Source organism: Bradyrhizobium sp., from assembly GCF_016213215.1.
Taxonomy (GTDB): domain Bacteria; phylum Pseudomonadota; class Alphaproteobacteria; order Rhizobiales; family Xanthobacteraceae; genus Bradyrhizobium.
In genome coordinates this window covers 1-20,731 of the sequence record NZ_JACRAW010000129.1, presented here as the reverse complement: position 1 = coordinate 20,731, position 20,731 = coordinate 1, and the positions used below count along the sequence as shown (strand labels likewise).

At 63.4% G+C, this 20,731-nt stretch carries 17 protein-coding genes and 1 pseudogene; 15 read left to right on the top strand and 3 right to left on the bottom strand.

The genetic code is table 11. The annotated features are described in order from the left end of the window. Positions 1-29: 29 nt before the first annotated feature. The 12 genes from HY852_RS21275 (at position 30) to HY852_RS21220 (ending at position 13,997) form a co-directional block, all read left to right on the top strand. On the top strand, positions 30-668 hold the full coding sequence (locus HY852_RS21275) for an arylesterase (protein ID WP_291606879.1): 639 nt from the start codon (positions 30-32) through the stop codon (positions 666-668). 177 nt (positions 669-845) lie between these two features. Continuing rightward, positions 846-1,406, top strand: coding sequence for an RNA 2',3'-cyclic phosphodiesterase (gene thpR / locus HY852_RS21270; protein WP_291606859.1), 561 nt, complete (start codon positions 846-848; stop codon positions 1,404-1,406). Between the two features lie 126 nt (positions 1,407-1,532). Beyond that, complete coding sequence (gene zapE, locus HY852_RS21265; protein WP_291606858.1) at positions 1,533-2,714, top strand: cell division protein ZapE; 1,182 nt, start codon at positions 1,533-1,535, stop codon at positions 2,712-2,714. Positions 2,715-2,920: 206 nt separating this feature from the next. Continuing rightward, positions 2,921-3,889, top strand: coding sequence for a malate dehydrogenase (gene mdh, locus HY852_RS21260; RefSeq protein WP_291606857.1), 969 nt, complete (start codon positions 2,921-2,923; stop codon positions 3,887-3,889). 129 nt (positions 3,890-4,018) lie between these two features. Continuing rightward, positions 4,019-5,215: an ADP-forming succinate--CoA ligase subunit beta gene (gene sucC, locus HY852_RS21255; RefSeq protein ID WP_291606856.1), complete on the top strand. Its 1,197-nt coding sequence runs from the start codon at positions 4,019-4,021 to the stop codon at positions 5,213-5,215. A gap of 2 nt (positions 5,216-5,217) precedes the next feature. Next, entirely contained in the window at positions 5,218-5,694 is a 477-nt protein-coding gene (locus tag HY852_RS21250; protein ID WP_291606855.1) for a DUF1579 family protein, read from the top strand. 32 nt (positions 5,695-5,726) lie between these two features. Next, entirely contained in the window at positions 5,727-6,611 is an 885-nt protein-coding gene (gene sucD / locus HY852_RS21245; protein ID WP_291606854.1) for a succinate--CoA ligase subunit alpha, read from the top strand. Between the two features lie 134 nt (positions 6,612-6,745). Further along, the gene (locus HY852_RS21240) at positions 6,746-9,703 is read left to right on the top strand and encodes a 2-oxoglutarate dehydrogenase E1 component (protein WP_291606853.1); all 2,958 of its coding nucleotides are present in this window, start codon (positions 6,746-6,748) and stop codon (positions 9,701-9,703) included. Between the two features lie 152 nt (positions 9,704-9,855). Then, positions 9,856-11,097, top strand: coding sequence for a 2-oxoglutarate dehydrogenase complex dihydrolipoyllysine-residue succinyltransferase (gene odhB / locus HY852_RS21235; RefSeq protein WP_291606852.1), 1,242 nt, complete (start codon positions 9,856-9,858; stop codon positions 11,095-11,097). Positions 11,098-11,169: 72 nt separating this feature from the next. Beyond that, positions 11,170-11,916, top strand: a complete 747-nt coding sequence (locus HY852_RS21230) for an SDR family oxidoreductase (RefSeq protein WP_291606851.1) — start codon at positions 11,170-11,172, stop codon at positions 11,914-11,916. A gap of 121 nt (positions 11,917-12,037) precedes the next feature. Further along, a complete protein-coding gene (lpdA, locus tag HY852_RS21225; RefSeq protein WP_291606849.1) occupies positions 12,038-13,441 on the top strand; it encodes a dihydrolipoyl dehydrogenase in 1,404 nt (467 codons plus the stop codon). A 25-nt stretch (positions 13,442-13,466) separates the two neighbouring features. After that, positions 13,467-13,997: a hypothetical protein gene (locus HY852_RS21220; protein WP_291606848.1), complete on the top strand. Its 531-nt coding sequence runs from the start codon at positions 13,467-13,469 to the stop codon at positions 13,995-13,997. A 138-nt stretch (positions 13,998-14,135) separates the two neighbouring features. Here the strand turns inward: HY852_RS21220 and HY852_RS21215 are convergent, their stop codons facing one another. Both HY852_RS21215 and HY852_RS21210 read right to left on the bottom strand, forming a co-directional pair. Further along, complete coding sequence (locus tag HY852_RS21215; RefSeq protein WP_291606847.1) at positions 14,136-14,726, bottom strand: DUF4337 domain-containing protein; 591 nt, start codon at positions 14,724-14,726, stop codon at positions 14,136-14,138. Between the two features lie 112 nt (positions 14,727-14,838). Beyond that, positions 14,839-15,807, bottom strand: a complete 969-nt coding sequence (locus tag HY852_RS21210; protein ID WP_291606846.1) for a tyrosine recombinase XerC — start codon at positions 15,805-15,807, stop codon at positions 14,839-14,841. A gap of 113 nt (positions 15,808-15,920) precedes the next feature. Between HY852_RS21210 and HY852_RS21205 the strand changes: the two genes are divergently transcribed. Then, positions 15,921-18,131: a primosomal protein N' gene (locus tag HY852_RS21205; RefSeq protein ID WP_291606845.1), complete on the top strand. Its 2,211-nt coding sequence runs from the start codon at positions 15,921-15,923 to the stop codon at positions 18,129-18,131. 127 nt (positions 18,132-18,258) lie between these two features. Here the strand turns inward: HY852_RS21205 and HY852_RS21200 are convergent, their stop codons facing one another. Beyond that, the gene (locus tag HY852_RS21200) at positions 18,259-18,759 is read right to left on the bottom strand and encodes a septal ring lytic transglycosylase RlpA family protein (protein ID WP_291606844.1); all 501 of its coding nucleotides are present in this window, start codon (positions 18,757-18,759) and stop codon (positions 18,259-18,261) included. 652 nt (positions 18,760-19,411) lie between these two features. On the opposite strand from HY852_RS21200, the gene HY852_RS21195 reads away from it, so the two are divergent. After that, positions 19,412-19,972 carry a F0F1 ATP synthase subunit delta gene (locus HY852_RS21195; protein WP_291606843.1) on the top strand — a complete coding sequence of 187 codons (561 nt, stop codon included), beginning with the start codon at positions 19,412-19,414 and terminating at the stop codon, positions 19,970-19,972. After that, a pseudogene (locus HY852_RS21190) lies at positions 19,972-20,731 on the top strand (F0F1 ATP synthase subunit alpha); the annotation flags it as partial. The gene HY852_RS21195 and the pseudogene HY852_RS21190, both read left to right, overlap by 1 nt.

The window sequence follows — 20,731 nt, the reverse complement described above, 5'->3', positions numbered from 1 at the left end:
GCCTGGTCGAGAGGCCTTACGGATTGTTCATGCACATAGCCGTGTTGATTCTCGCTTTCATGACGATCCTGGCCAGCGGCCCGGTACGGGCGGAGAACAGGCCGGTCAAGCTCGTCGTGCTCGGCGATTCCTTGAGCGCCGGTCTAGGGCTTGCGGGACAGGCGGCATTTCCGGCCAGGTTGCAAAAAGCATTGCGGGACAAAGGTATAGCGGTCGACATCGGCAATGCCGGGGTGTCCGGGGATACCGCATCCGGAGGACGCGACCGCCTCGACTGGTCGGTCCCGGAAGGAACCGAGGGTGTCATTGTCGAGCTCGGCGCCAATGATGCGCTGCGTGGCATCGATCCGGCTGTCACGCGCGCGGCGCTGTCGGACATCCTGACGCGGCTGAAGGCGCGCGGCATCAGGGTGCTTCTGTGCGGGATGCTGGCGCCGCCGAATTACGGCGCCGACTTTGCGGAGCGCTTCAACGCGATATATCCGGAGCTCGCCAGGAAATTCGACGTGCCGCTCTATCCCTTCTTTCTCGATGGGGTTGCGGCCGATGCCAGGCTCAACCAGGCCGACGGCATTCACCCGACGGCGGAAGGCGTCGATGTGATCGTCACGCGCATCATGCCTACCGTGGAGGCATTTGTTGGCACCATGAACGAGCAGCGCCGTTGAAAAGCAGGCAGCACAATTCCTGATCGCGAGAGTTTCCCCGGGCTTTCGCGGGGCATGCTTCGCAGAGTCACATAACTGCGATAGTAATCAGATTACCGGTGATTCGTTGCCGGCTCCATTCAGGACACGGTCCTTTCGATTGCGGGATCCGTGTCCCAGCATCGGGAGTGTTTAACGATGCCGCGTTTGTTTACTGGTCTGGAAATTCCGGCCGATGTCGGCCAGACGCTTTCCAACTTGCGGGGCGGCCTCCCGGGCGCCCGTTGGATCGATCCCGAAAACTACCACGTCACTCTGCGCTTCATCGGCGATATCGACGGCGTTTCGGCCAACGAGATTGCCTCGATGCTGTTTCGCGTCAACCGCGGGCCGTTTGAGGTGACCGTGCAGGGCTTGTCGAGCTTTGGCGGGCGCAAGCCGCGCGCCGTTGTCGCAACGATTGTTCCGAGCCGGCCACTGATCGAACTACAGGCTGAACTCGAGCGGCTGATGCAGCGCATGGGCCTAAGTCCCGAGGGACGCAAATTCATCCCCCATGTGACGCTGGCCCGCCTGTACGATGCGTCCAGCCAGGACGTCGCCGAGTATCTTTCGGTGCGCGGCTGGTTTCCAAGCAAGGTGTTCACCGCCGACCGGTTCGTGCTGTTCTCGTCCCGCGCCTCCACCGGAGGGGGGCCCTACGTGGTCGAGGATTGTTACGAGCTGAGCCGTAGGAACGCGGTGCGATCCGCCCCTTGATCTGGCGCGGTCTCCGCCTGGCTTAACCATGATGCCGTGAGGCGAACCGGTACGTAGCCCGGCGCATACCCCCTGCACTGATTCACGGCTTGCATTTTTCGTGCGCCTCTGGCGGTAAAGGAGGCCATGCTCTCTACCCCGCCATCCTCATTCCGCGCCCAGTATCAGGCTCTCGTCTCGTCAGGGGAGATCGAAGCAGATCCGGCCCAGGCCGAGGCCGCAGAGGCGTTTGCCAGCCTGGAACGGCGGCTTTCGAACCACAAGCCGCTGCGCAAGCAGGGCTTGTTCGGCCGGCTGTTTGCCGACAAGGAACAGCCGCCGCGCGGCCTCTATATCCATGGCGAGGTCGGCCGTGGCAAGACCATGCTGATGGACCTGTTCTTCGAGTCCAGTTCGGTCCCGCTCAAGCGCCGTGCGCATTTCCATGAATTCATGGCCGAGGTGCATGAGCGCATCTATGGCTACCGCCAGAACATCGCGCGCGGCGAGATCGCGGACACCGACGTCATTGGCATGACCGCGTCTTCGATCTTCGACGAGAGCTGGCTGCTCTGCTTCGACGAATTCCACGTTACCGACATTGCGGATGCCATGATCCTGGGCCGTCTGTTCGCCAAACTGTTCGAGCTCGGCACCGTGGTGGTGGCGACCTCCAACGTGGCGCCGGCGGATCTCTACAAGGGAGGACTGAATCGTGCGCTGTTCCTGCCCTTCATCGCCCAGATCAAGGACCACATGGACGTGCTGCGATTAGAGGCGCGCACCGATTTCCGCCTTGAAAAGCTGGCGGGCGTCAACATGTGGCTGGTGCCTGCGGACCCTGCCGCCGACGCCGCACTCGATCATGCCTGGGGCAGCTTGACCGGGCACGCCAGGTGCATGCCGCGCGACATCTCGATCAAAGGGCGCATCCTGCACGTGCCGTGGTCGGCGCACGGCGTGGCGCGGTTCTCCTTTGCCGACCTGTGCGAGAAGCCGCTTGCCGCGTCCGACTATTTGCGGCTCGCGCACGAGTACCACACGATCCTGGTCGACCATATTCCGGTGATGGACTATCAGGACCGCAACGCCGCCAAGCGCTTCATCACCCTGATCGATACGCTCTATGATAACGCGGTGAAGCTGATGGCTTCGGCGAAGGCCGATCCGCTGTCGCTTTATCTCGCGACAGAAGGCACCGAAGCCAACGAGTTCAAACGGACTTCCTCGCGCCTGATCGAAATGAGCTCGGAATCCTATTTGGCTCTGCCCCATGGCCGCAAGGATTCCGCCGCCAGCGACTCGACCAACGGATTGGTGGAAACCTGACAATTCGCTGTCATCGCGGGCCGGCGGGTCAGGGAAGGCGCACTCCCATGACAGGCGCTGCGTGACAAAGACGCGAGGGCTGGCGCGGCTGCCGCACCAAATCTCGGCACGCCCGACAATTGGGCATTCGGCGACTTGAACGCGCCGGTCGAAAGCGATAACCACCCATCCAGTTTCTCTCTCCGGGTTCAAAGGACAGATTTCCCATGGCGCGCGACAAGATTGCTTTGATTGGCTCCGGCCAGATCGGTGGAACCTTGGCTCACCTCATCGGCCTGAAAGAGCTGGGCGATGTCGTGATGTTCGACATTGCGGAAGGCGTGCCTCAGGGCAAGGCGCTGGATATCGCGCAATCCTCGCCGGTTGACGGTTTTGATGCGCATTACACCGGCGCGAATTCCTACGAGGCGCTGGACAACGCCAAGGTGTGCATCGTCACCGCCGGCGTGCCGCGCAAGCCCGGGATGAGCCGCGACGATCTTCTCAGCATCAACCTGAAGGTGATGGAGCAGGTCGGCGCCGGCATCAAGAAATACGCGCCCGAGGCTTTCGTCATCTGCATCACCAACCCGCTCGACGCGATGGTGTGGGCGCTGCAGAAGGCTTCCGGACTGTCGCAGAAAAAGGTGGTCGGCATGGCCGGCGTCCTGGACTCGGCCAGGTTCCGCTACTTCCTCGCCGACGAGTTCAACGTTTCGGTGGAGGACGTCACCGCCTTTGTGCTTGGCGGCCACGGCGACACGATGGTCCCGCTGGTTCGCTATTCCACCGTGGCCGGTATTCCGTTGCCGGATCTCATCAAGATGGGCTGGACCTCACAGGCGCGACTCGACGAGATCGTCGACCGCACCCGCAACGGCGGCGCCGAGATCGTCAACTTGCTCAAGACCGGCTCGGCTTTTTACGCGCCGGCCGCCTCCGCCATCGCCATGGCCGAGAGCTTCCTGAGGGACAAGAAGCGCGTCCTGCCGTGTGCGGCCTATCTGAACGGCGAGTATGGCGTGAAGGACATGTATGTCGGCGTGCCCGTGATCATCGGAGCGAAGGGCGTCGAGCGCGTCGTCGAGATCGAGCTTTCCGGCAAGGACCGGGAAGCCTTCGAGAAGTCGGTTGCCGCGGTGCAGGGTCTGGTCGATGCCTGCAAGAAGATCGCGCCCGACCTGCTCGGACGTTGATTTGGCTCGGCTTTCGCCCCTTCGCGGGGCGAGAGCGGTTTCAGGGTTGCGCTATTGGTATATGGCATGCCAACTACCAATGCCGGTGAACTGTAGAATTCGCCGCTACGAGTTTTGGGGAGCGTCCAGATGAATATCCATGAATACCAGGCCAAGGCTCTGCTGCGCGAGTTCGGCGTGCCGGTGTCGCGCGGTGTCGCGATCATCAAGCTATCCGACGCAGACACCGCCGTCGACGAACTCGGCGGCCCGGTATGGGTGGTTAAGAGCCAGATCCATGCCGGCGGCCGTGGCAAGGGTAGGTTCAAGGAAGCTTCCGCCGGCGACAAGGGCGGCGTTCGCGTCGCGAAGTCGGCTGCCGAGGTTAACGGGTTCGTCAAGCAGATGTTCGGCGCGACCCTCGTTACCGAGCAGACCGGACCCGCCGGCAAGCGGGTGAACCGTCTCTACATCGAGGAAGGCTCCGACATCGACAAGGAGTTCTATCTCTCCATTCTGGTCGACCGCGAAACCTCCAAAGTATCGTTCGTGGTTTCGACCGAGGGCGGCGTCAATATCGAAGAAGTCGCGCACAAGACACCAGAGAAGATCATCACGTTTTCCGTCGATCCGGCGACCGGAATCATGGGGCATCACGGCCGCACGGTAGCGAAAGCCCTGAAGCTGACTGGCGATCTCGCCAAGAAGGCGGAAAAATTGGTGGCACGGCTCTACACCGCCTTCGTTGCCAAGGACATGGCGATGCTGGAAATCAATCCGCTGGTCGTTACCAAACAGGGCGATCTGCGCGTCCTCGACGCCAAAGTGTCGTTCGATGATAACGCCGTCTATCGCCATCCCGACGTGGTCGCGCTGCGCGATGAAACCGAGGAGGATGCCAAGGAAATCGAGGCGTCGAGATTCGATCTCAATTATATCGCGCTCGATGGCACCATCGGCTGCATGGTCAACGGCGCCGGCCTCGCGATGGCGACGATGGACATCATCAAGCTCTATGGCATGGCGCCAGCCAACTTCCTCGACGTCGGCGGCGGCGCCGACAGGACCAAGGTTACGGCGGCATTCAAGATCATCACTGCCGATCCCAACGTGAAGGGCATCCTCGTTAACATCTTCGGCGGCATCATGAAGTGCGACATCATCGCCGAAGGCGTGGTCGCTGCCGTGAAGGAAGTCGGCCTGAAGGTGCCGCTGGTGGTGCGGCTGGAAGGTACCAACGTTGAGGCCGGCAAGAAGATCATCGAGGATTCCGGTTTCAACGTGTTGACTGCCGATCACCTCGACGATGCCGCGCAGCAAATCGTGAAAGCCGTCAAGGGAGGCTAGCGATGGCTGACCATCTCGCCGCACCGACACCGTTGGAAGAACACCGCCGGCTCGCGGTTTTTGCGGGCGAATGGGCCGGCGAGGAAATGGTCTATCCGTCACGCTGGACCGCGGGTGGACCGGCCACTTCCCGGGTTGTGGCGCGCATGGATCTCAACGGCTTCTATCTCATCCAGGACACGCGCCAGGAGCGTGACGGCAAGCAGATATTTGCCACCCACGGCTTGTTCACCTACGACCGCGACGATCGGACCTACAAGTTGTTCTGGTACGACTCGCTTGGCTATACCTCGCCGTCGCCGGCTTCCGGCGGCTGGGTCGGCGCCACCCTGACGCTGGTGCGCGGCTCGCTGCGCGGCAACGCGCGCCACCTCTACGAGATCATCGACGATGATTCCTACTCGATGAAGATCCAATTCTCGCCCGACGCCGAAGGATGGGCCGACGTCCTCACCGGCATCTACCGGCGCATTCACTGACCTCATACCGTTTGTTTCGCGAAAGCAGTCTCATGTCCATCCTGATCGACAAGAACACCAAGGTCATCTGCCAGGGCTTCACCGGCAAGAACGGCACTTTCCATTCGGAGGCCGCCATAGCCTACGGCACCAAGATGGTCGGCGGCATCTCGCCGGGCAAAGGCGGCTCCACCCATCTCGGCCTGCCGGTTTTCGACACCGTGCGGGAAGCGCGCGAGAACACCGCCGCGGATGCGTCGGTGATCTACGTGCCGCCGCCGGGCGCGGCGGACGCGATCTGCGAAGCGATCGATGCGGAGATCCCGCTGATCGTGTGCATCACCGAAGGTATTCCCGTTCTCGACATGGTGCGGGTCAAGCGCTCACTGTCCGGCTCCAAGTCGCGCCTGATCGGGCCGAACTGCCCGGGCGTCATGACCGCCGGCGAGTGCAAGATCGGCATCATGCCGGCCAACATCTTCCGGCCGGGCTCGGTCGGCATCGTCTCGCGCTCAGGCACGCTCACCTATGAGGCGGTATTCCAGACCACCCAGGAAGGCCTTGGCCAGACCACCGCTGTCGGCATCGGCGGCGATCCGGTCAAGGGCACCGAGTTCATCGATGTGCTGGAGATGCTCCTCGCCGATCCAAAGACCGGATCCATCATCATGATCGGCGAGATCGGCGGCTCGGCCGAGGAAGACGCCGCCCAGTTCATCAAGGACGAGGCGAAGCGCGGTCGCAAAAAGCCGATGGTGGGATTCATCGCTGGTGTTACAGCACCCCCGGGTCGCCGCATGGGACACGCCGGCGCGATCATTTCCGGCGGCAAAGGCGACGCGGGTTCCAAGACCGACGCCATGCGATCGGCCGGAATCACCGTTTCTCCGTCGCCTGCTCGGCTCGGGAAGACGCTTGCCGAAAAATTGAAATCGTAATTCAGCACTTGGTTGTTTTCCGGGCGAAGTTTCGCACCAGATAGGGTAAACGGTGCGGGTCGCGCCGATCCTTGCCGGGGGTCGGTTTACGCGCCGCCTATCTGTGCGCTCCGAAATCGCCAGGAAGCTAATTTATGTCTCGCCAAGACGCGAACGCCGCCTTCGCCCTCTCGTCCTTTCTGCAGGGCACCAACGCTGCCTACATTGATGATATCTATTCTCGTTACGAGAACGACCCGGCCTCCGTGGACGTCGAGTGGCAGGAGTTCTTCAGAAGCCTGAAGGATCCGCCCGCCGATGTTCGCAAGAACGCCGAAGGGCCGTCATGGGCCCGCAACAATTGGCCGCTGACACCGCGCGACGAACTCACCTCCGCGCTCGACGGCAATTGGGTCGAAACGGAGAAGGCGGTCGGCGCCAAGCTTGCCGCCAAGGCGCAAACCAAAGGTGCCGAGCTCACCGCTGCCGACCTGCACCAGGCAACGCGCGACTCCGTGCGTGCTCTGATGCTGATCCGCGCCTATCGCATGCGCGGCCACTTCCACGCCAAGCTCGATCCGCTCGGCATCGAGGCGCCGCGCAACCGCGAAGAGCTCGATCCGCGTACCTACGGTTTCACCGAGGCGGATCTTGACCGCAGGATCTTCCTCGACCACGTGCTCGGCCTCGAATACGGCACGCTGCGCGAAATCGTCGCCATCTGCGAGCGCACCTACTGCCAGACGCTTGGCGTCGAGTTCATGCATATCACCAACCCTGCGCAGAAGGCCTGGATTCAGGAGCGCATCGAAGGTCCGGACAAGGAGATCAGCTTCACCCGGGAAGGCCGCCGCGCAATTCTCATCAAGCTGGTCGAGGCCGAAGGTTTCGAGAAGTTCTGTGACCTGAAGTTCACCGGCACCAAGCGTTTCGGGCTCGACGGCGGCGAAGCGCTGATCCCGGCCCTCGAGCAGATCATCAAGCGGGGCGGCAATCTCGGCCTGAAGGAAATCGTCCTCGGCATGCCGCATCGCGGTCGCCTCAACGTGCTGACACAGGTGATGGCCAAGTCGCAGCGCGCGCTGTTCCACGAGTTCAAGGGCGGCTCGGCCAATCCCGACGCCGTTGAAGGCTCGGGCGACGTGAAGTATCACCTCGGCGCCTCCTCCGATCGCGAGTTCGACGGCAACCGCATTCACCTTTCGCTCACCGCCAATCCTTCGCACCTGGAGATCGTCGATCCCGTCGTGCTCGGCAAGGTGCGTGCGAAGCAGGACCAGCATGGCGATCCGCCGGACATGCGCATTTCGGTGCTGCCGCTCCTGATGCATGGCGACGCCGCGTTCGCCGGCCAGGGCGTCGTCGCCGAGTGCTTCGCGCTGTCGGACCTGAAGGGCTATCGCACCGGGGGCTCGGTGCATTTCATCGTCAACAATCAGATCGGCTTCACCACCTATCCGCGCTATTCGCGTTCCTCACCCTATCCGTCGGACGTGGCGAAGATGATCGACGCGCCGATATTCCATGTGAACGGCGACGATCCGGAAGCGGTGGTGTTCGCGGCCAAGGTCGCGACCGAGTTCCGGCAGAAATTCCACAAGCCCGTCGTCATCGACATGTTCTGCTACCGCAGGCATGGCCACAACGAGGGCGACGAGCCGGCCTTCACCCAGCCGGTGATGTACAAGAAGATCGCCTCGCACCCGTCGACGCTGGAGATCTACTCCAAGCGGCTGATCGCCGAAGGAGTCGTGACCGAGGGCGAGGTCGAAAAGGCCAAGGCCGACTGGCGCGCGCGTCTCGATGCCGAGTTCGAGGCCGCCGCGAGCTACAAGCCCAACAAGGCCGACTGGCTGGACGGCAAGTGGGCCGGCTTCAAGATCGCCGACCAGGACGAGGATGCGCGCCGCGGCGTCACGGGGGTCGATCTGCCGATCCTGAAGGACATCGGCCGCAAGATCACCAAGGTGCCGGACGGCTTCCGCGTTCATCGCACCATCCAGCGTTTCCTCGAGAACCGCGCCAGGGCGATCGAGAACGGCGTCGGCATCGACTGGGCGACCGGCGAGGCGCTGGCGTTCTGCACGCTCCTGAACGAGGACCATCATGTGCGCCTGTCGGGCCAGGACTGCGAACGCGGCACTTTCTCGCAGCGCCATTCGGTCCTGATCGACCAGGAGGACGAGAGCCGCTACACGCCGTACAACCATCTCGGCGGTCGCCAGGGCCATTACGAGGTCATCAATTCGCTGCTGTCGGAAGAAGCGGTGCTGGGCTTCGAATACGGCTATTCCCTCGCCGAGCCGAACACGCTGGCTGTCTGGGAGGCGCAGTTCGGCGACTTCGCCAACGGCGCGCAGGTCCTGTTCGACCAGTTCATCTCCTCGGGCGAACGCAAATGGCTGCGAATGTCGGGTCTCGTCTGCATGCTGCCGCACGGCTATGAGGGTCAGGGACCGGAGCATTCCTCGGCCCGGCTCGAGCGCTTCCTGCAGCTCTGCGCCGAAGACAACATGCAGGTGGTCTATCCCACGACGCCGGCCAACTACTTCCATGTCCTGCGGCGGCAGCTGCATCGCGAGATCCGCAAGCCGCTGATCTTGATGACCCCGAAGTCGCTGCTGCGTCACAAGCGCTGTGTTTCGCGGCTCGAGGAACTCGGCCACGGGACGAGCTTTCACCGCATCCTGTACGATGACGCGCAGATGCAGCGGGACGAGGGTATCAAGCTGGCGCCGGACGACAAGATCCGCCGCGTGATCCTGTGCTCGGGCAAGGTCTATTATGATCTGTACGAAGAGCGTGAGAAGCGGGGCATCGACGACATCTACCTGATGCGAATCGAGCAGCTCTATCCGGTGCCGCTGAAGGCCCTGGTGCATGAGCTCTTGCGGTTCAAGAAGGCCGAGGTGATCTGGTGCCAGGAAGAGCCGCGGAACATGGGTGCGTGGCATTTCATCGAGCCCTATCTCGAGTGGGTGCTCAATCAGGTGAACGGGGTGAGCAGGCGTCCGCGCTACGTCGGGCGCGCAGCTTCCGCGGCGACGGCCACCGGCCTGATGTCGAAGCATTTGGCGCAGCTCAAGGCGCTGCTGGACGAGGCATTGAACTGAACTTTCGTATTGCGTCATGCCACGCGAAAGCGGGGCTCCAGTACGCCGTCCGGCAGTTGTGATCACAAACGACGCGGGGTGCTGGGCCGTCCGTCTTGGCGGACGATGGCAGCTTGAATTTGCGACCGCATAGGCGATCTGAGGAAAAGACCATGACTGAAATTCGTGTGCCGACGCTCGGCGAGTCCGTCACCGAGGCCACCATCGGCCGCTGGTTCAAGAAAGCAGGCGATCCCGTCGCGGTGGATGAGCCGCTGGTTGAGCTCGAGACCGACAAGGTCACCATCGAGGTCCCGGCGCCGTCGGCCGGCACGCTGGGCGAGATCATCGCCAAGGACGGCGAGACCGTCGCGGTCGGTGCGCTGCTCGGCCAGATCAATGAAGGTGGTGCGCCGGCAGCCGCAAAGCCCGCCGCCGCTCCTGCCAGGCCGGCTGCGTCGGCACCGGCCGCGCCCGCACCGGCTGCTGCGGCCGCAAAGGCCGCACCGTCCGAATCGCCGCTCGCGCCGTCCGTCCGCAAGCTCTCCGCCGAAAGCGGGATCGACGCGTCCACCGTCCCCGGCTCCGGCAAGGACGGTCGCGTCACCAAGGGTGACATGCTCGCGGCAATCGAACGGGCGGCATCGGCGCCGACTCCGGTCAATCAACCCGCTGCCTCGGTGCAGGTGCGCGCGCCGTCGCCGGCCGACGATGCCGCGCGCGAAGAGCGCGTGAAGATGACACGGCTGCGCCAGACGATCGCGCGGCGCCTGAAGGATGTGCAGAACAACGCCGCCATGCTCACGACCTTCAACGAGGTCGACATGACCAACGTCATGGCACTGCGTGCTCAGTACAAGGACGTGTTCGAGAAGAAGCACGGCGTGAAGCTCGGCTTCATGGGCTTCTTCACCAAGGCCTGCGTGCAGGCCCTGAAAGACATACCGGCGGTCAATGCCGAGATCGACGGCACCGATATCATCTACAAGAACTATTATCACGTCGGTATCGCCGTCGGCACCGACCGCGGCCTGGTGGTGCCCGTGGTGCGCGACTGCGATTACAGGTCGATCGCCGAAATCGAGAAGTCGATCGGCGACTACGGCCGCAGGGCCCGCGACGGCCAGCTCAAGATCGAGGAGATGCAGGGCGGCACCTTCACCATCACCAATGGCGGCATCTACGGCTCGCTGATGTCGACGCCGATCCTCAACGCACCGCAGTCCGGTATTCTGGGCATGCACAAGATCCAGGAACGCCCGATGGTGATCGGCGGCAAGGTCGAGATCCGCCCGATGATGTATCTGGCGCTGTCCTACGATCACCGCGTGATCGACGGCAAGGAAGCGGTCACTTTCCTGGTGCGAGTCAAGGAAGGCCTGGAAGATCCGGCGCGGATGGTGTTGGACCTCTGATCTGGATCGGTGCGCTAAACTGCCATTTGCGCGCACAAGCGTGGTCGTACGCGGCGGATGAAGGAGGTGGACGTGACGGATAGGGTTGCGATCATCACGGGCGGCAGTCGCGGCATCGGCCGCGCCACCGCGATTGCGGCGGCGGAGCGTGGCTTTCGCGTATGCATCGGCTATGCCAGCAACGAGGCCGCCGCCCACAAAGTGGTCTCGACGATCGAGGCCACCAATGGCAAGGCGATCGCCGTAAAATGCGACGTAGGCGAGGAGAGCGACATCCTCGCGCTGTTCAAGGCGGCGGACAAGTTCGGCACTCTGGGCGCGCTGGTGAACAACGCCGGCGTCGTCGGTCCGACCTCCCGCGTCGATGAAATGTCCGCCGACCGCATCCGGCGCATCATGGCGGTCAACGTCACCGGCAGCATTCTTTGCGCGCGCGAGGCGGTGAAGCGGATGTCGACGCGCCACGGCGGCAGAGGCGGCGTCATCGTCAATCTGTCTTCGGTCGCCTCGAGGCTTGGTTCGCCCAATACTTATGTTGACTATGCCGCTTCGAAGGGCGCGATCGATTCTTTCACCGTCGGCCTCGGCTATGAGGTCGCCGGCGAAGGCATTCGTGTCGCTGCCATCCGCCCGGGGCTGATCGACACCGAAATCCACGCTTCAGGCGGCGAGCCGGACCGTGCCCATCGGCTCGCGCATATGGTGCCGATGAAGCGCGTCGGCAACGCCGAAGAAATCGCCAAGGCCATCGTCTGGCTTATGTCGGAAGATGCTTCCTACGTCACCAGCGCCATTCTTGACGTGTCGGGTGGACGCTAGAGCATGGTGCGGAACAGTGGGCACCGGTTTTCCAAAATGGGCCATGCTCAATCGAAAAACTAGAGCGCGATGGTGAGCCCATCCCGCTCTAGCGCAACGCTTACCTACAGGACTTCCTCTTATGGCTACCTACGATCTCGTTGTCATCGGCACCGGTCCAGGCGGATATGTCTGCGCCGTGCGCGCGGCGCAGCTCGGCATGAAAGTCGCCGTGGTGGAGAAGAGTGCCAGCCTCGGCGGTACCTGTCTCAATACCGGCTGCATGCCGTCGAAGGCGCTGCTGCATGCCTCCGAGATGTTCGAGGAAGCCGCGCATTCGTTCGCCAAGATGGGCGTCGGCGTCTCTGCGCCGAAGCTCGATCTCCCGGCGATGATGAATTTCAAGCAGCAGGGCATCGACGGCAACGTCAAGGGCGTCGAGTTCCTCATGAAGAAGAACAAGATCGACGTGATCCATGGCCGCGGCAAGATTCTCGGCACGGGCAAGGTGGAGGTCACCGGCTCTGACGGCAAGGCGCAGCCGGTCGAGACGATGAACATCGTGATCGCCACCGGCTCCGATATCGCGCGGCTGAAAGGGATAGAGATCGACGAAAAGCGAATCGTTTCGTCCACCGGAGCGCTGTCGCTGGACAGAGTGCCCGGCAAGCTGCTCGTCGTCGGCGCCGGCGTGATCGGACTGGAGCTCGGCTCGGTGTGGCGCCGGCTGGGAGCCGAAGTGGTGGTCGTTGAATTCCTCGATCGCATCCTGCCTGGCATGGATGGCGAGGTCGCGCGGCAATTCCAGCGCATGCTGGAAAAGCAGGGTTTCGCGTTCAAGCTCGGCACCAAGGTCACGGCCGTCGACACGTCAGGCAAGGCGCTGAAGGCCACCCTCGAACCGGCGGCCGGCGGTCCGGCGGAGACGCTGGAGCCGGACGTGGTGCTGGTCTGCATCGGTCGCGTTCCCTACACCGAAGGGCTCGGCTTGAAGGAAGCCGGCGTGGCGCTCGACAGCCGCGGCCGCGTGCAGATCGATTCGCATTTTGCGACCACCGTGAAAGGGATCTATGCGATCGGCGACGTGGTCGCAGGCCCGATGCTCGCGCATAAGGCCGAGGATGAGGGCGTCGCGATCGCGGAGATCCTCGCCGGCCAGGCGGGCCATGTGAATTACGACGTCATTCCCGGTGTAGTGTATACGACGCCGGAAGTCGCTTCCGTCGGCAAGACCGAGGACGAGCTGAAGCAGGCCGGCGTCGCCTATACCGTCGGCAAGTTTCCCTTTACCGCCAACGGCCGCTCCAAGGTCAACCAGACCACGGACGGATTCGTGAAGGTTCTCGCAGATGCGAAGACGGATCGTGTGCTCGGCGTGCACATCATCGGCCGCGAAGCCGGTGAAATGATCCACGAGGCGGCGGTTTTGATGGAGTTTGGTGGCAGTGCGGAAGATCTCGCGCGCACCTGTCACGCTCATCCGACCCGCTCGGAAGCGATCAAGGAAGCGGCGCTTGCAGTCGGCAAACGCGCCATCCATATGTAGGCCACGCTCCGGCTAAGAACCTTCCATGCTGCGCCGCCTACTTCAACCTCTCTGGGTCCTGCTGGCGATCATCTTCCTGATCGAAGCCTGGCTATGGGACCATCTCGAACCGGTCGTGGCGCGAGTCGTGGCGGCGATTCCGCTCGCGGAATGCAAGCAGTGGCTCGCCGAACGCGTCGACGCGCTGTCGCCGGCGATGACGCTCATTGTGTTCATCGTGCCGATCATTCTGCTGTTTCCGCTGAAGCTGGTCGGCATCTGGCTGCTCGCCCACGAATACTGGATGAGCGCCGCCTTCACGATCGTGATCGCAAAATTCCTGGGCCTCGGCGTGACGGCGTTCGTCTTCGACGTGACGCGTGAGAAGCTTCTCGAGATGGCGTGGTTCGAAAAGCTCTACGAATTCGTGATGATGCTGCGCGCCAAGGCGGCGGCTCTGGTCAACCCGATCAAGCAGCGTATCAGGGACATCATCAGCGGAAACGGCGAGGGTTGGGCTTCGCGTACGCTGCGCTTGATCCAGCGCTTCCGCAAGAGCGTGCACGAAGCGCGCTAGTGCCGTGAACCCTGGCGTCATTGCGAGGAGCGAAGCGGCGAAGCTTCGCTCGCAATGACGATCTCGGCCCGATCAAGTCACATTCTGGACGTCATGCCGGGCTTGCCCAACGCGACTTCAAAGAATTCGCGTGGGGTCTCAATGCAGATGCAACAGCTGCGGCCACCACAGGCCGAGCGCGGTCATGAAGAGGCCTGCAAGCGTCAGCACGCCGGAAATCCAGGACAGCGCCAGCATGCCGGTGATGATGGTGGCCGAAGCCAGCACGATCCCGATCTGGAACGCGGCCGAGGCCAGCTCAAAGTGATGGTATTTAGCCGTGGCAAGATTGCGCTCCTCCTCGGCGTGCTTGGCTCGCGCGGCGAGCTGCTCCGATCCTTCGCCGGTCTCCGGCTCGGAGCGGTAGCGTGCCGCGCTCTTCTGCCAGTCTTCGATCTGCTTCTGCACGGCGGCCTTGGTGGCGTCGTCGGCCGGTGCGGCGAGACTCAGCTTTGATTGTTCGGCCGCCGTCTGCACCACGGTACGGCGGATGCTCTTGGCCTGGAAGAACGCCCACAGATTGGCGGCCTCGACGTTCTTGCTGATGGATTCGGTCTGTGCGCCCTTGCCCAGGGTCTCCGAGATCGCCAGAAAGAGCGCGAGCACCGCGATCAGAAGTGCAATTTTCCTGTTCTCGCTCGAAGCGTGCTCGGCGTGTTCGGCATGCTCCATGCTCTCGTGTGCGCCCATGATTCCCTCCTGCCTCGGACGGCTGCACGAATGACCGAACCGCGAGGAGAGCGCAAGAGGCAAGCTGTTTATGACGAACCCGTGTCAGCCCTTAGGCAAGGCCGGGGTGGCATCAGCGGCGCGGATGAGCGCTCGCGTAAACTTCGAGGAGGCGCTCGGTGTCGATGCCGGTATAGATCTGCGTGGTCGAGAGCGAGGAATGCCCGAGCAATTCCTGTATGGCGCGCAAATCCCCGCCGCGGGACAGAAGGTGCGTGGCGAAGGAATGGCGCAGGGCGTGTGGGGTTGCGCTCTCCGGCAACCCCAACGCGCCGCGTAGCCGTTCCATCGCGAGCTGGATGATGCGGGGACTCAGGGGCCCGCCGCGCGCGCCGACGAAGATCGGCCCCTCCGCCGGCAGTGGGTAAGGGCAGATCGCGACATAATCCTGGATCAGCGCCAGCACGTTCTGCAGCACCGGCACCATCCGGGTCTTGTTGCCTTTGCCGGTGACGATCAGCACGTCCCCCTGGCCGGGCAGGGGCACGTCGCGGCGCTTCAGGCCAAGGGCCTCGGAAATGCGCAGCCCCGAGCCGTACAGGAGCGCCATCACCGCCGCATCGCGCGCCAGGATCCAGGTCTCGCGCGATTCGCCGGCGCGCTCGTCGGCGTCGGCAAGCCTCTTTGCGGCCGCCATCTGGATCGGCTTCGGCAAACTCTTTGCGATCTTGGGCGCGCGGATTGCCGAGAGCGCGCCGACCCTGCCCTTGCCTTCGCGCTCCAGGAAGCGGCCGAATGAGCGCAGGCCGGCGAGGGCGCGCATCAGCGAACGACCTGAGATGTCGTCGCTCCGTCGCATCGCCATGAAGGCCCTGACGTCGGTAGCCTCGAGCGCGGCGAAGCGCTTCAGCGTGACGGGTGCGCCCCAGTGCTCGCAAAGGAATTCGAGACATTGCCTGAGATCCCGGGTGTAGGCCTCCAGCGTCTTCGGCGACAGCCGTCGTTCCGCACGCAGGTGCGACAGCCATCGCATCATCTGAAGCGCCAGACTCTCATCGGCGCATTCGAGGGCGATCGCTTGCACGGGAGCCGCTTTGGCCATGGACCCTTGGGACTCGGTGATCTATGCGATTATATCGCACCTTCTTCGTTTAACGTTCGCTAACTCCGCCCGGCGGGGCTAGCTTCGCCGGCACCGCAACCCGATTCCCGCCAATGGACCCTTCCACGCGTACCGGTATTTCCGCAACTGCATCAGCGCGCGTCGTCGACGTGCTGGTGCCGGTCGCGCTTGACCAGACCTATTCCTATCGCGTGCCGCGCGGAATGGAACTGGAGGCGGGCGATCTCATCGGCGTGCCGCTCGGTCCGCGCGAAGTACTTGGCGTGGTGTGGGCGAAGAATCCCAATCCCGATCCGCGTCTGCACAACCGCCTGAAGGACGTCGGCGAAAAGCTCGACATTCCGCCGCTGAAAGCCGAATTGCGCGCGATGGTCGACTGGGTCGCCAACTATACGCTCAGCCCCCGCGGCATGGTCCTGCGCATGTGCCTGCGCATGGGCGAAGATCTCGGCCCGGAGCGGGTGCGGGTCGGCGTGCGGCTGGTCGGCGATCCGCCGCGGCGGCTGACACCGGCGCGCCGCCGTGTGATCGATGTGCTTTCGGACCATCTGCTGCATGGCAAGTCAGAAGCGGCGAAGGCGGCCGGCGTCTCGACCAGCGTGATCGACGGGCTTGTCGATGAGGGTACGCTGGCGACAGAACCGATGCCGCCGGCACCGCCGCCGCCCGCGCCGGATCCGGCCTATGCGCAGCCGGAGTTCACGCGCCAGCAGCGTGCGGCGGTCGATGGCATGCGCGCGCTCGCCGCCAACGGCACCTTTCATGTTGCCCTCCTCGACGGCGTCACCGGGTCCGGCAAGACCGAGGTCTATTTCGAGGCGGTCGCCGAGACGATGCGCCGCGGCAAGCAGTCCCTGATCCTGATGCCGGAGATCGCGCTCACCGGCCAGTTCCTCGACCGTTTCGCGCAGCGTTTCGGCGTGCGGCCGATCGAGTGGCATTCGGAGCTGACTCCGCGCACGCGCGCACGGAATTGGGCGGCGATTGCGGCCGGCGAAGCGCCCGTGGTGGTCGGCGCGCGCTCGGCGTTGTTTCTGCCCTATGCGAAGCTCGGCCTGATCGTGGTCGATGAAGAGCACGATCAGGCCTACAAGCAGGAAGACGGCGTGCGCTATCACGCCCGCGACATGGCCGTGGTGCGGGCGCACATCGCCAGGATTCCGATCGTTCTGGCCTCTGCGACGCCGTCCATCGAGACAGAGGTCAACGCCCGCAAGGGCCGCTACCAGCGTATCGAGCTGTCCTCGCGTTTCGGCGGCCAGCACATGCCGCATATCGAGGCGATCGACCTGCGCCGCGAGGTGCCGCCGCGCGGCCGCTTCATCTCGCCGCGGCTTGCAGGCGAGATCAGAAGCGCGATCGAGCGGCGCGAACAGGCGTTGCTGTTCCTCAACCGCCGTGGCTATGCGCCGCTCACACTGTGCCGCGCCTGTGGCCATCGCTTTGCCTGCACCATCTGCGACGCCTGGCTGGTCGATCACCGGTTTCGCCAGCGGCTGGTCTGCCACCACTGCGGCTTCTCGATGCCGCGGCCGCACGTCTGCCCGAACTGCGCGGCGGAGGAATCGCTGGTGGCGGTCGGGCCGGGCGTCGAGCGGCTGCAGGAAGAGGCCGCCGCCCTGTTTCCCGAGGCGCGGACCATGGTGCTGTCGAGCGACCTCATCACCTCGATCGACACCATGCGCAGTGAGCTCAACGAAATTGCCGAGGGCCGGGTCGACATCATCATCGGCACGCAGCTCGTGGCCAAAGGCCACAACTTCCCGCGCCTCAACCTGGTCGGCGTTGTGGATGCCGATCTCGGCTTGAGCAACGGTGATCCACGGGCGGCCGAACGAACCTGGCAATTACTCAACCAGGTGATCGGGCGCGCCGGGCGCGACCAGGGCCGCGGCGTCGGCTACCTGCAGACGCACCAGCCCGAACATCCTGTCATGAAGGCGCTCGTCGCCTGCGACCGAGAGGCCTTCTATGCCAGCGAGATCGAGGCGCGCGAACGCACGCTATATCCGCCGTTCGGCCGGCTCGCGAGCCTGATTGTCTCTGCGGGGGATCGATCGAGCGCGGAAGGTTTCGCCCGCAGGCTGGTCGGCCTGGCGCCGCGCGACGAGCGGGTGCAGGTGCTGGGGCCTGCCGAGGCGCCGCTCGCCGTCATCAAGGGCCGGTATCGTTTCCGCCTGCTGGTGAAATCGGCGCGTGGCTTCGACCTTTCGGAATATCTGCGGCAGTGGCTCGCCGCTGCTCCCAGGCCCAAGGGCAATCTCAAGCTCGAGGTCGATGTCGACCCGCAGAGCTTTTTTTGATCACGCGCAAGAAAGCCCGCCGTCATCGGCGACGGCGGGCTGTTTTGCATGCAGCAGGTTCCCGCGTCCTGAACTTGGACGGAAAAGGTGCTGAGCTGTTCCTGAGCTGAAAAGCGTCTTCGACGCCTTAGGAAACGACCTCGGCCGTAACGCGGCCCACGCCGACCCCGGTCAGGCCGATGGCGCGCGCCGCGCCCGTGGAGAGGTCGAGGACGCGGCCGCGGATGAACGGGCCACGGTCGTTGATCGTGACAATGACGCTGCGTCCGCCATGGGTCACCCGGAGCTGGGTGCCAAACGGCAGCGAGCGGTGGGCTGCGGTCAAGGCGTTCTGGTTGAAGCGCTGACCGGAGGCGGTCCGGCTCCCGGACTCATTGCCATAGTAGGAGGCCATGCCCGAGAAGGTGCGCCCACCGGTTCCAAACGACGAGGTGACCGCCGCATTGGCGTTCCGCCACGAGCCTTCGGTGGCGCCGGCGCTCTTGGAGGCGTGGTGATGCCGGTGATGGTGATGTTTGGACTTGGCCGAAACCTCAGTGGTTGTCCCGCCGATGAGGAGAGTTGCGGCGGCCACAGCGAGCGCCGTACGCGACCGCGTCATATTCCCCAGCGTCTTCGAAATTAGCATTCAATCATCCTCTAGGTAGTATTGCCACATTCGTGGCCAGTGGAGCTCCCATCCATTGCGAGCCAGGTGCCGTTTCACGTCGCAATGCGGCGTGAATTGGGCAGTAAATCTGGTTTATCTCAGGCTGAAATATCTTGTTACCGCATCGGGTAATCGCTTGATATTCCGTAATCTTGCCATTTAACGGATTTTTAACCAAATCGATACTTGTCAATACTGTAAATACAAGTCGTCGCCAGTAGGCGGGGAGGTTTGCGCAAGTAAACGATCGGTAAAATCTTTCATCGCGGGTTCCCGCAATGCCGAGCCGCGTTCATGGGCCCTATGCGCTGGGCGCAGGATGAATTCCCACAAGGCACGTCGGAGCCAATCGGCTCCGGTTCCCAATCCGGCAAGACTGCGGCATGTGGTTGGGTGGGGCCGCCGGTGTGTGCGCATCCGTGAACGCAAGACGCCGCAGCCTTTAGCGTTGCCGTCATGTTGCACCTGCGCGCCTGCTATGTTAGCAAAGCCGCGATTTTAACGATCTCGGCAATCTCTTGCCGGTCGAAAATCGAAGTCCCGCTTGAATTCCAAGGGCTTGGATCGCTAGGCGCCGCTCTGTGGCGACGGTTTTTCCCTTGCGAGTTTGACAGCTATAAAGAGCGCGTCTGTGGCTGCTGAAGATCCTTCTGTCTCAGGTGTATCCGGCCGTTATGCTACGGCCTTGTTTGAACTGGCCCGCGACCAGAAGGCGGTCGACGCGGTCAAGTCCGATCTCGACAAATTCGATGCTCTGCTCAATGAGAGCGCCGATCTCAAGCGCCTGGTGCGCAGCCCGGTATTCTCCGCGGATGCTCAAGCGAAGGCCCTGGCGGCGGTGCTCGAGAAGGCAGGCATTGCCGGCACCTCTGCCAATCTGCTGATGGTGCTGACGGCCAACCGCCGGCTGTTTGCCGTCACCGACGTGATCCGCGCCTATCGCGCGCTGGTCGCCAGGTTCAAGGGCGAGGCATCCGCGGACGTGACAGTGGCGGAGCCGCTCAGCGACAAGACTCTCGACTCCTTGAAGGCTGCACTGCAGTCGGTGACCGGCAAGGACGTCGCACTCAACGTGAAAGTCGATCCCTCGATCATCGGCGGCCTTGTGGTCAAGCTCGGCAGCCGGATGGTGGATAGTTCGCTTCGCACCAAACTCAATTCGATCAAGCACGCGATGAAAGAGGCAGGCTGATGGACATCCGCGCCGCGGAAATTTCCGCGATCCTCAAGGAACAGATCAAGAATTTCGGTCAGGAAGCTGAGGTCTCCGAAGTTGGACAGGTGCTGTCCGTCGGCGACGGTATCGCCCGCGTCTACGGCCTCGACAACGTCCAGGCCGGCGAGATGGTCGAGTTCGAGAACGGTACGCGCGGCATGGCGCTGAACCTCGAAACCGACAACGTCGGCATCGTCATCTTCGGCGCGGACCGCGAGATCAAGGAAGGCCAGACCGTCAAGCGCACCCGCGCCATCGTCGACACCCCCGTCGGCAAGGGACTGCTCGGCCGCGTGGTTGACGCGCTGGGCAACCCGATCGACGGCAAGGGGCCGATCCAGGCGAGCGAGCGTCGCCGCGTCGACGTCAAGGCGCCAGGCATCATTCCGCGCAAGTCGGTGCACGAGCCGATGGCGACGGGCCTGAAGGCGATCGACGCCCTGATCCCGATCGGCCGCGGCCAGCGCGAATTGATCATCGGCGACCGCCAGACCGGCAAGACCGCGCTCGCGCTCGACACCATCCTGAACCAGAAGCCGCTCAACGCGCAGCCTGACGAGAAGATCAAGCTGTATTGCGTCAATGTCGCGATCGGCCAGAAGCTCTCCAGCGTCGTCGCGGTCGTCGAGACGCTGCAGCGGCACGGCGCGATGGACTACACCATCGTCATCGCGGCCTCGGCCGAAGATCCCGCCCCCCTGCAGTACATCGCCCCGTACGCCGGCTGCGCGATGG

What these genes read in the sequence shown, in the direction of transcription:
- sucC (WP_291606856.1), top strand. Translation starts at nt 4,019, where the DNA reads ATGAATATCCATGAATACCAGGCCAAGGCTCTGCTGCGCGAGTTCGGC.
- thpR (WP_291606859.1), top strand. Translation starts at nt 846, where the DNA reads ATGCCGCGTTTGTTTACTGGTCTGGAAATTCCGGCCGATGTCGGCCAG.
- mdh (WP_291606857.1), top strand. Translation starts at nt 2,921, where the DNA reads ATGGCGCGCGACAAGATTGCTTTGATTGGCTCCGGCCAGATCGGTGGA.
- HY852_RS21250 (WP_291606855.1), top strand. Translation starts at nt 5,218, where the DNA reads ATGGCTGACCATCTCGCCGCACCGACACCGTTGGAAGAACACCGCCGG.
- HY852_RS21220 (WP_291606848.1), top strand. Translation starts at nt 13,467, where the DNA reads ATGCTGCGCCGCCTACTTCAACCTCTCTGGGTCCTGCTGGCGATCATC.
- HY852_RS21215 (WP_291606847.1), bottom strand. Translation starts at nt 14,726, where the DNA reads ATGGGCGCACACGAGAGCATGGAGCATGCCGAACACGCCGAGCACGCT.
- HY852_RS21210 (WP_291606846.1), bottom strand. Translation starts at nt 15,807, where the DNA reads ATGGCCAAAGCGGCTCCCGTGCAAGCGATCGCCCTCGAATGCGCCGAT.
- sucD (WP_291606854.1), top strand. Translation starts at nt 5,727, where the DNA reads ATGTCCATCCTGATCGACAAGAACACCAAGGTCATCTGCCAGGGCTTC.
- HY852_RS21200 (WP_291606844.1), bottom strand. Translation starts at nt 18,759, where the DNA reads ATGCTAATTTCGAAGACGCTGGGGAATATGACGCGGTCGCGTACGGCG.
- lpdA (WP_291606849.1), top strand. Translation starts at nt 12,038, where the DNA reads ATGGCTACCTACGATCTCGTTGTCATCGGCACCGGTCCAGGCGGATAT.
- HY852_RS21205 (WP_291606845.1), top strand. Translation starts at nt 15,921, where the DNA reads ATGGACCCTTCCACGCGTACCGGTATTTCCGCAACTGCATCAGCGCGC.
- zapE (WP_291606858.1), top strand. Translation starts at nt 1,533, where the DNA reads ATGCTCTCTACCCCGCCATCCTCATTCCGCGCCCAGTATCAGGCTCTC.
- HY852_RS21275 (WP_291606879.1), top strand. Translation starts at nt 30, where the DNA reads ATGCACATAGCCGTGTTGATTCTCGCTTTCATGACGATCCTGGCCAGC.
- HY852_RS21240 (WP_291606853.1), top strand. Translation starts at nt 6,746, where the DNA reads ATGTCTCGCCAAGACGCGAACGCCGCCTTCGCCCTCTCGTCCTTTCTG.
- odhB (WP_291606852.1), top strand. Translation starts at nt 9,856, where the DNA reads ATGACTGAAATTCGTGTGCCGACGCTCGGCGAGTCCGTCACCGAGGCC.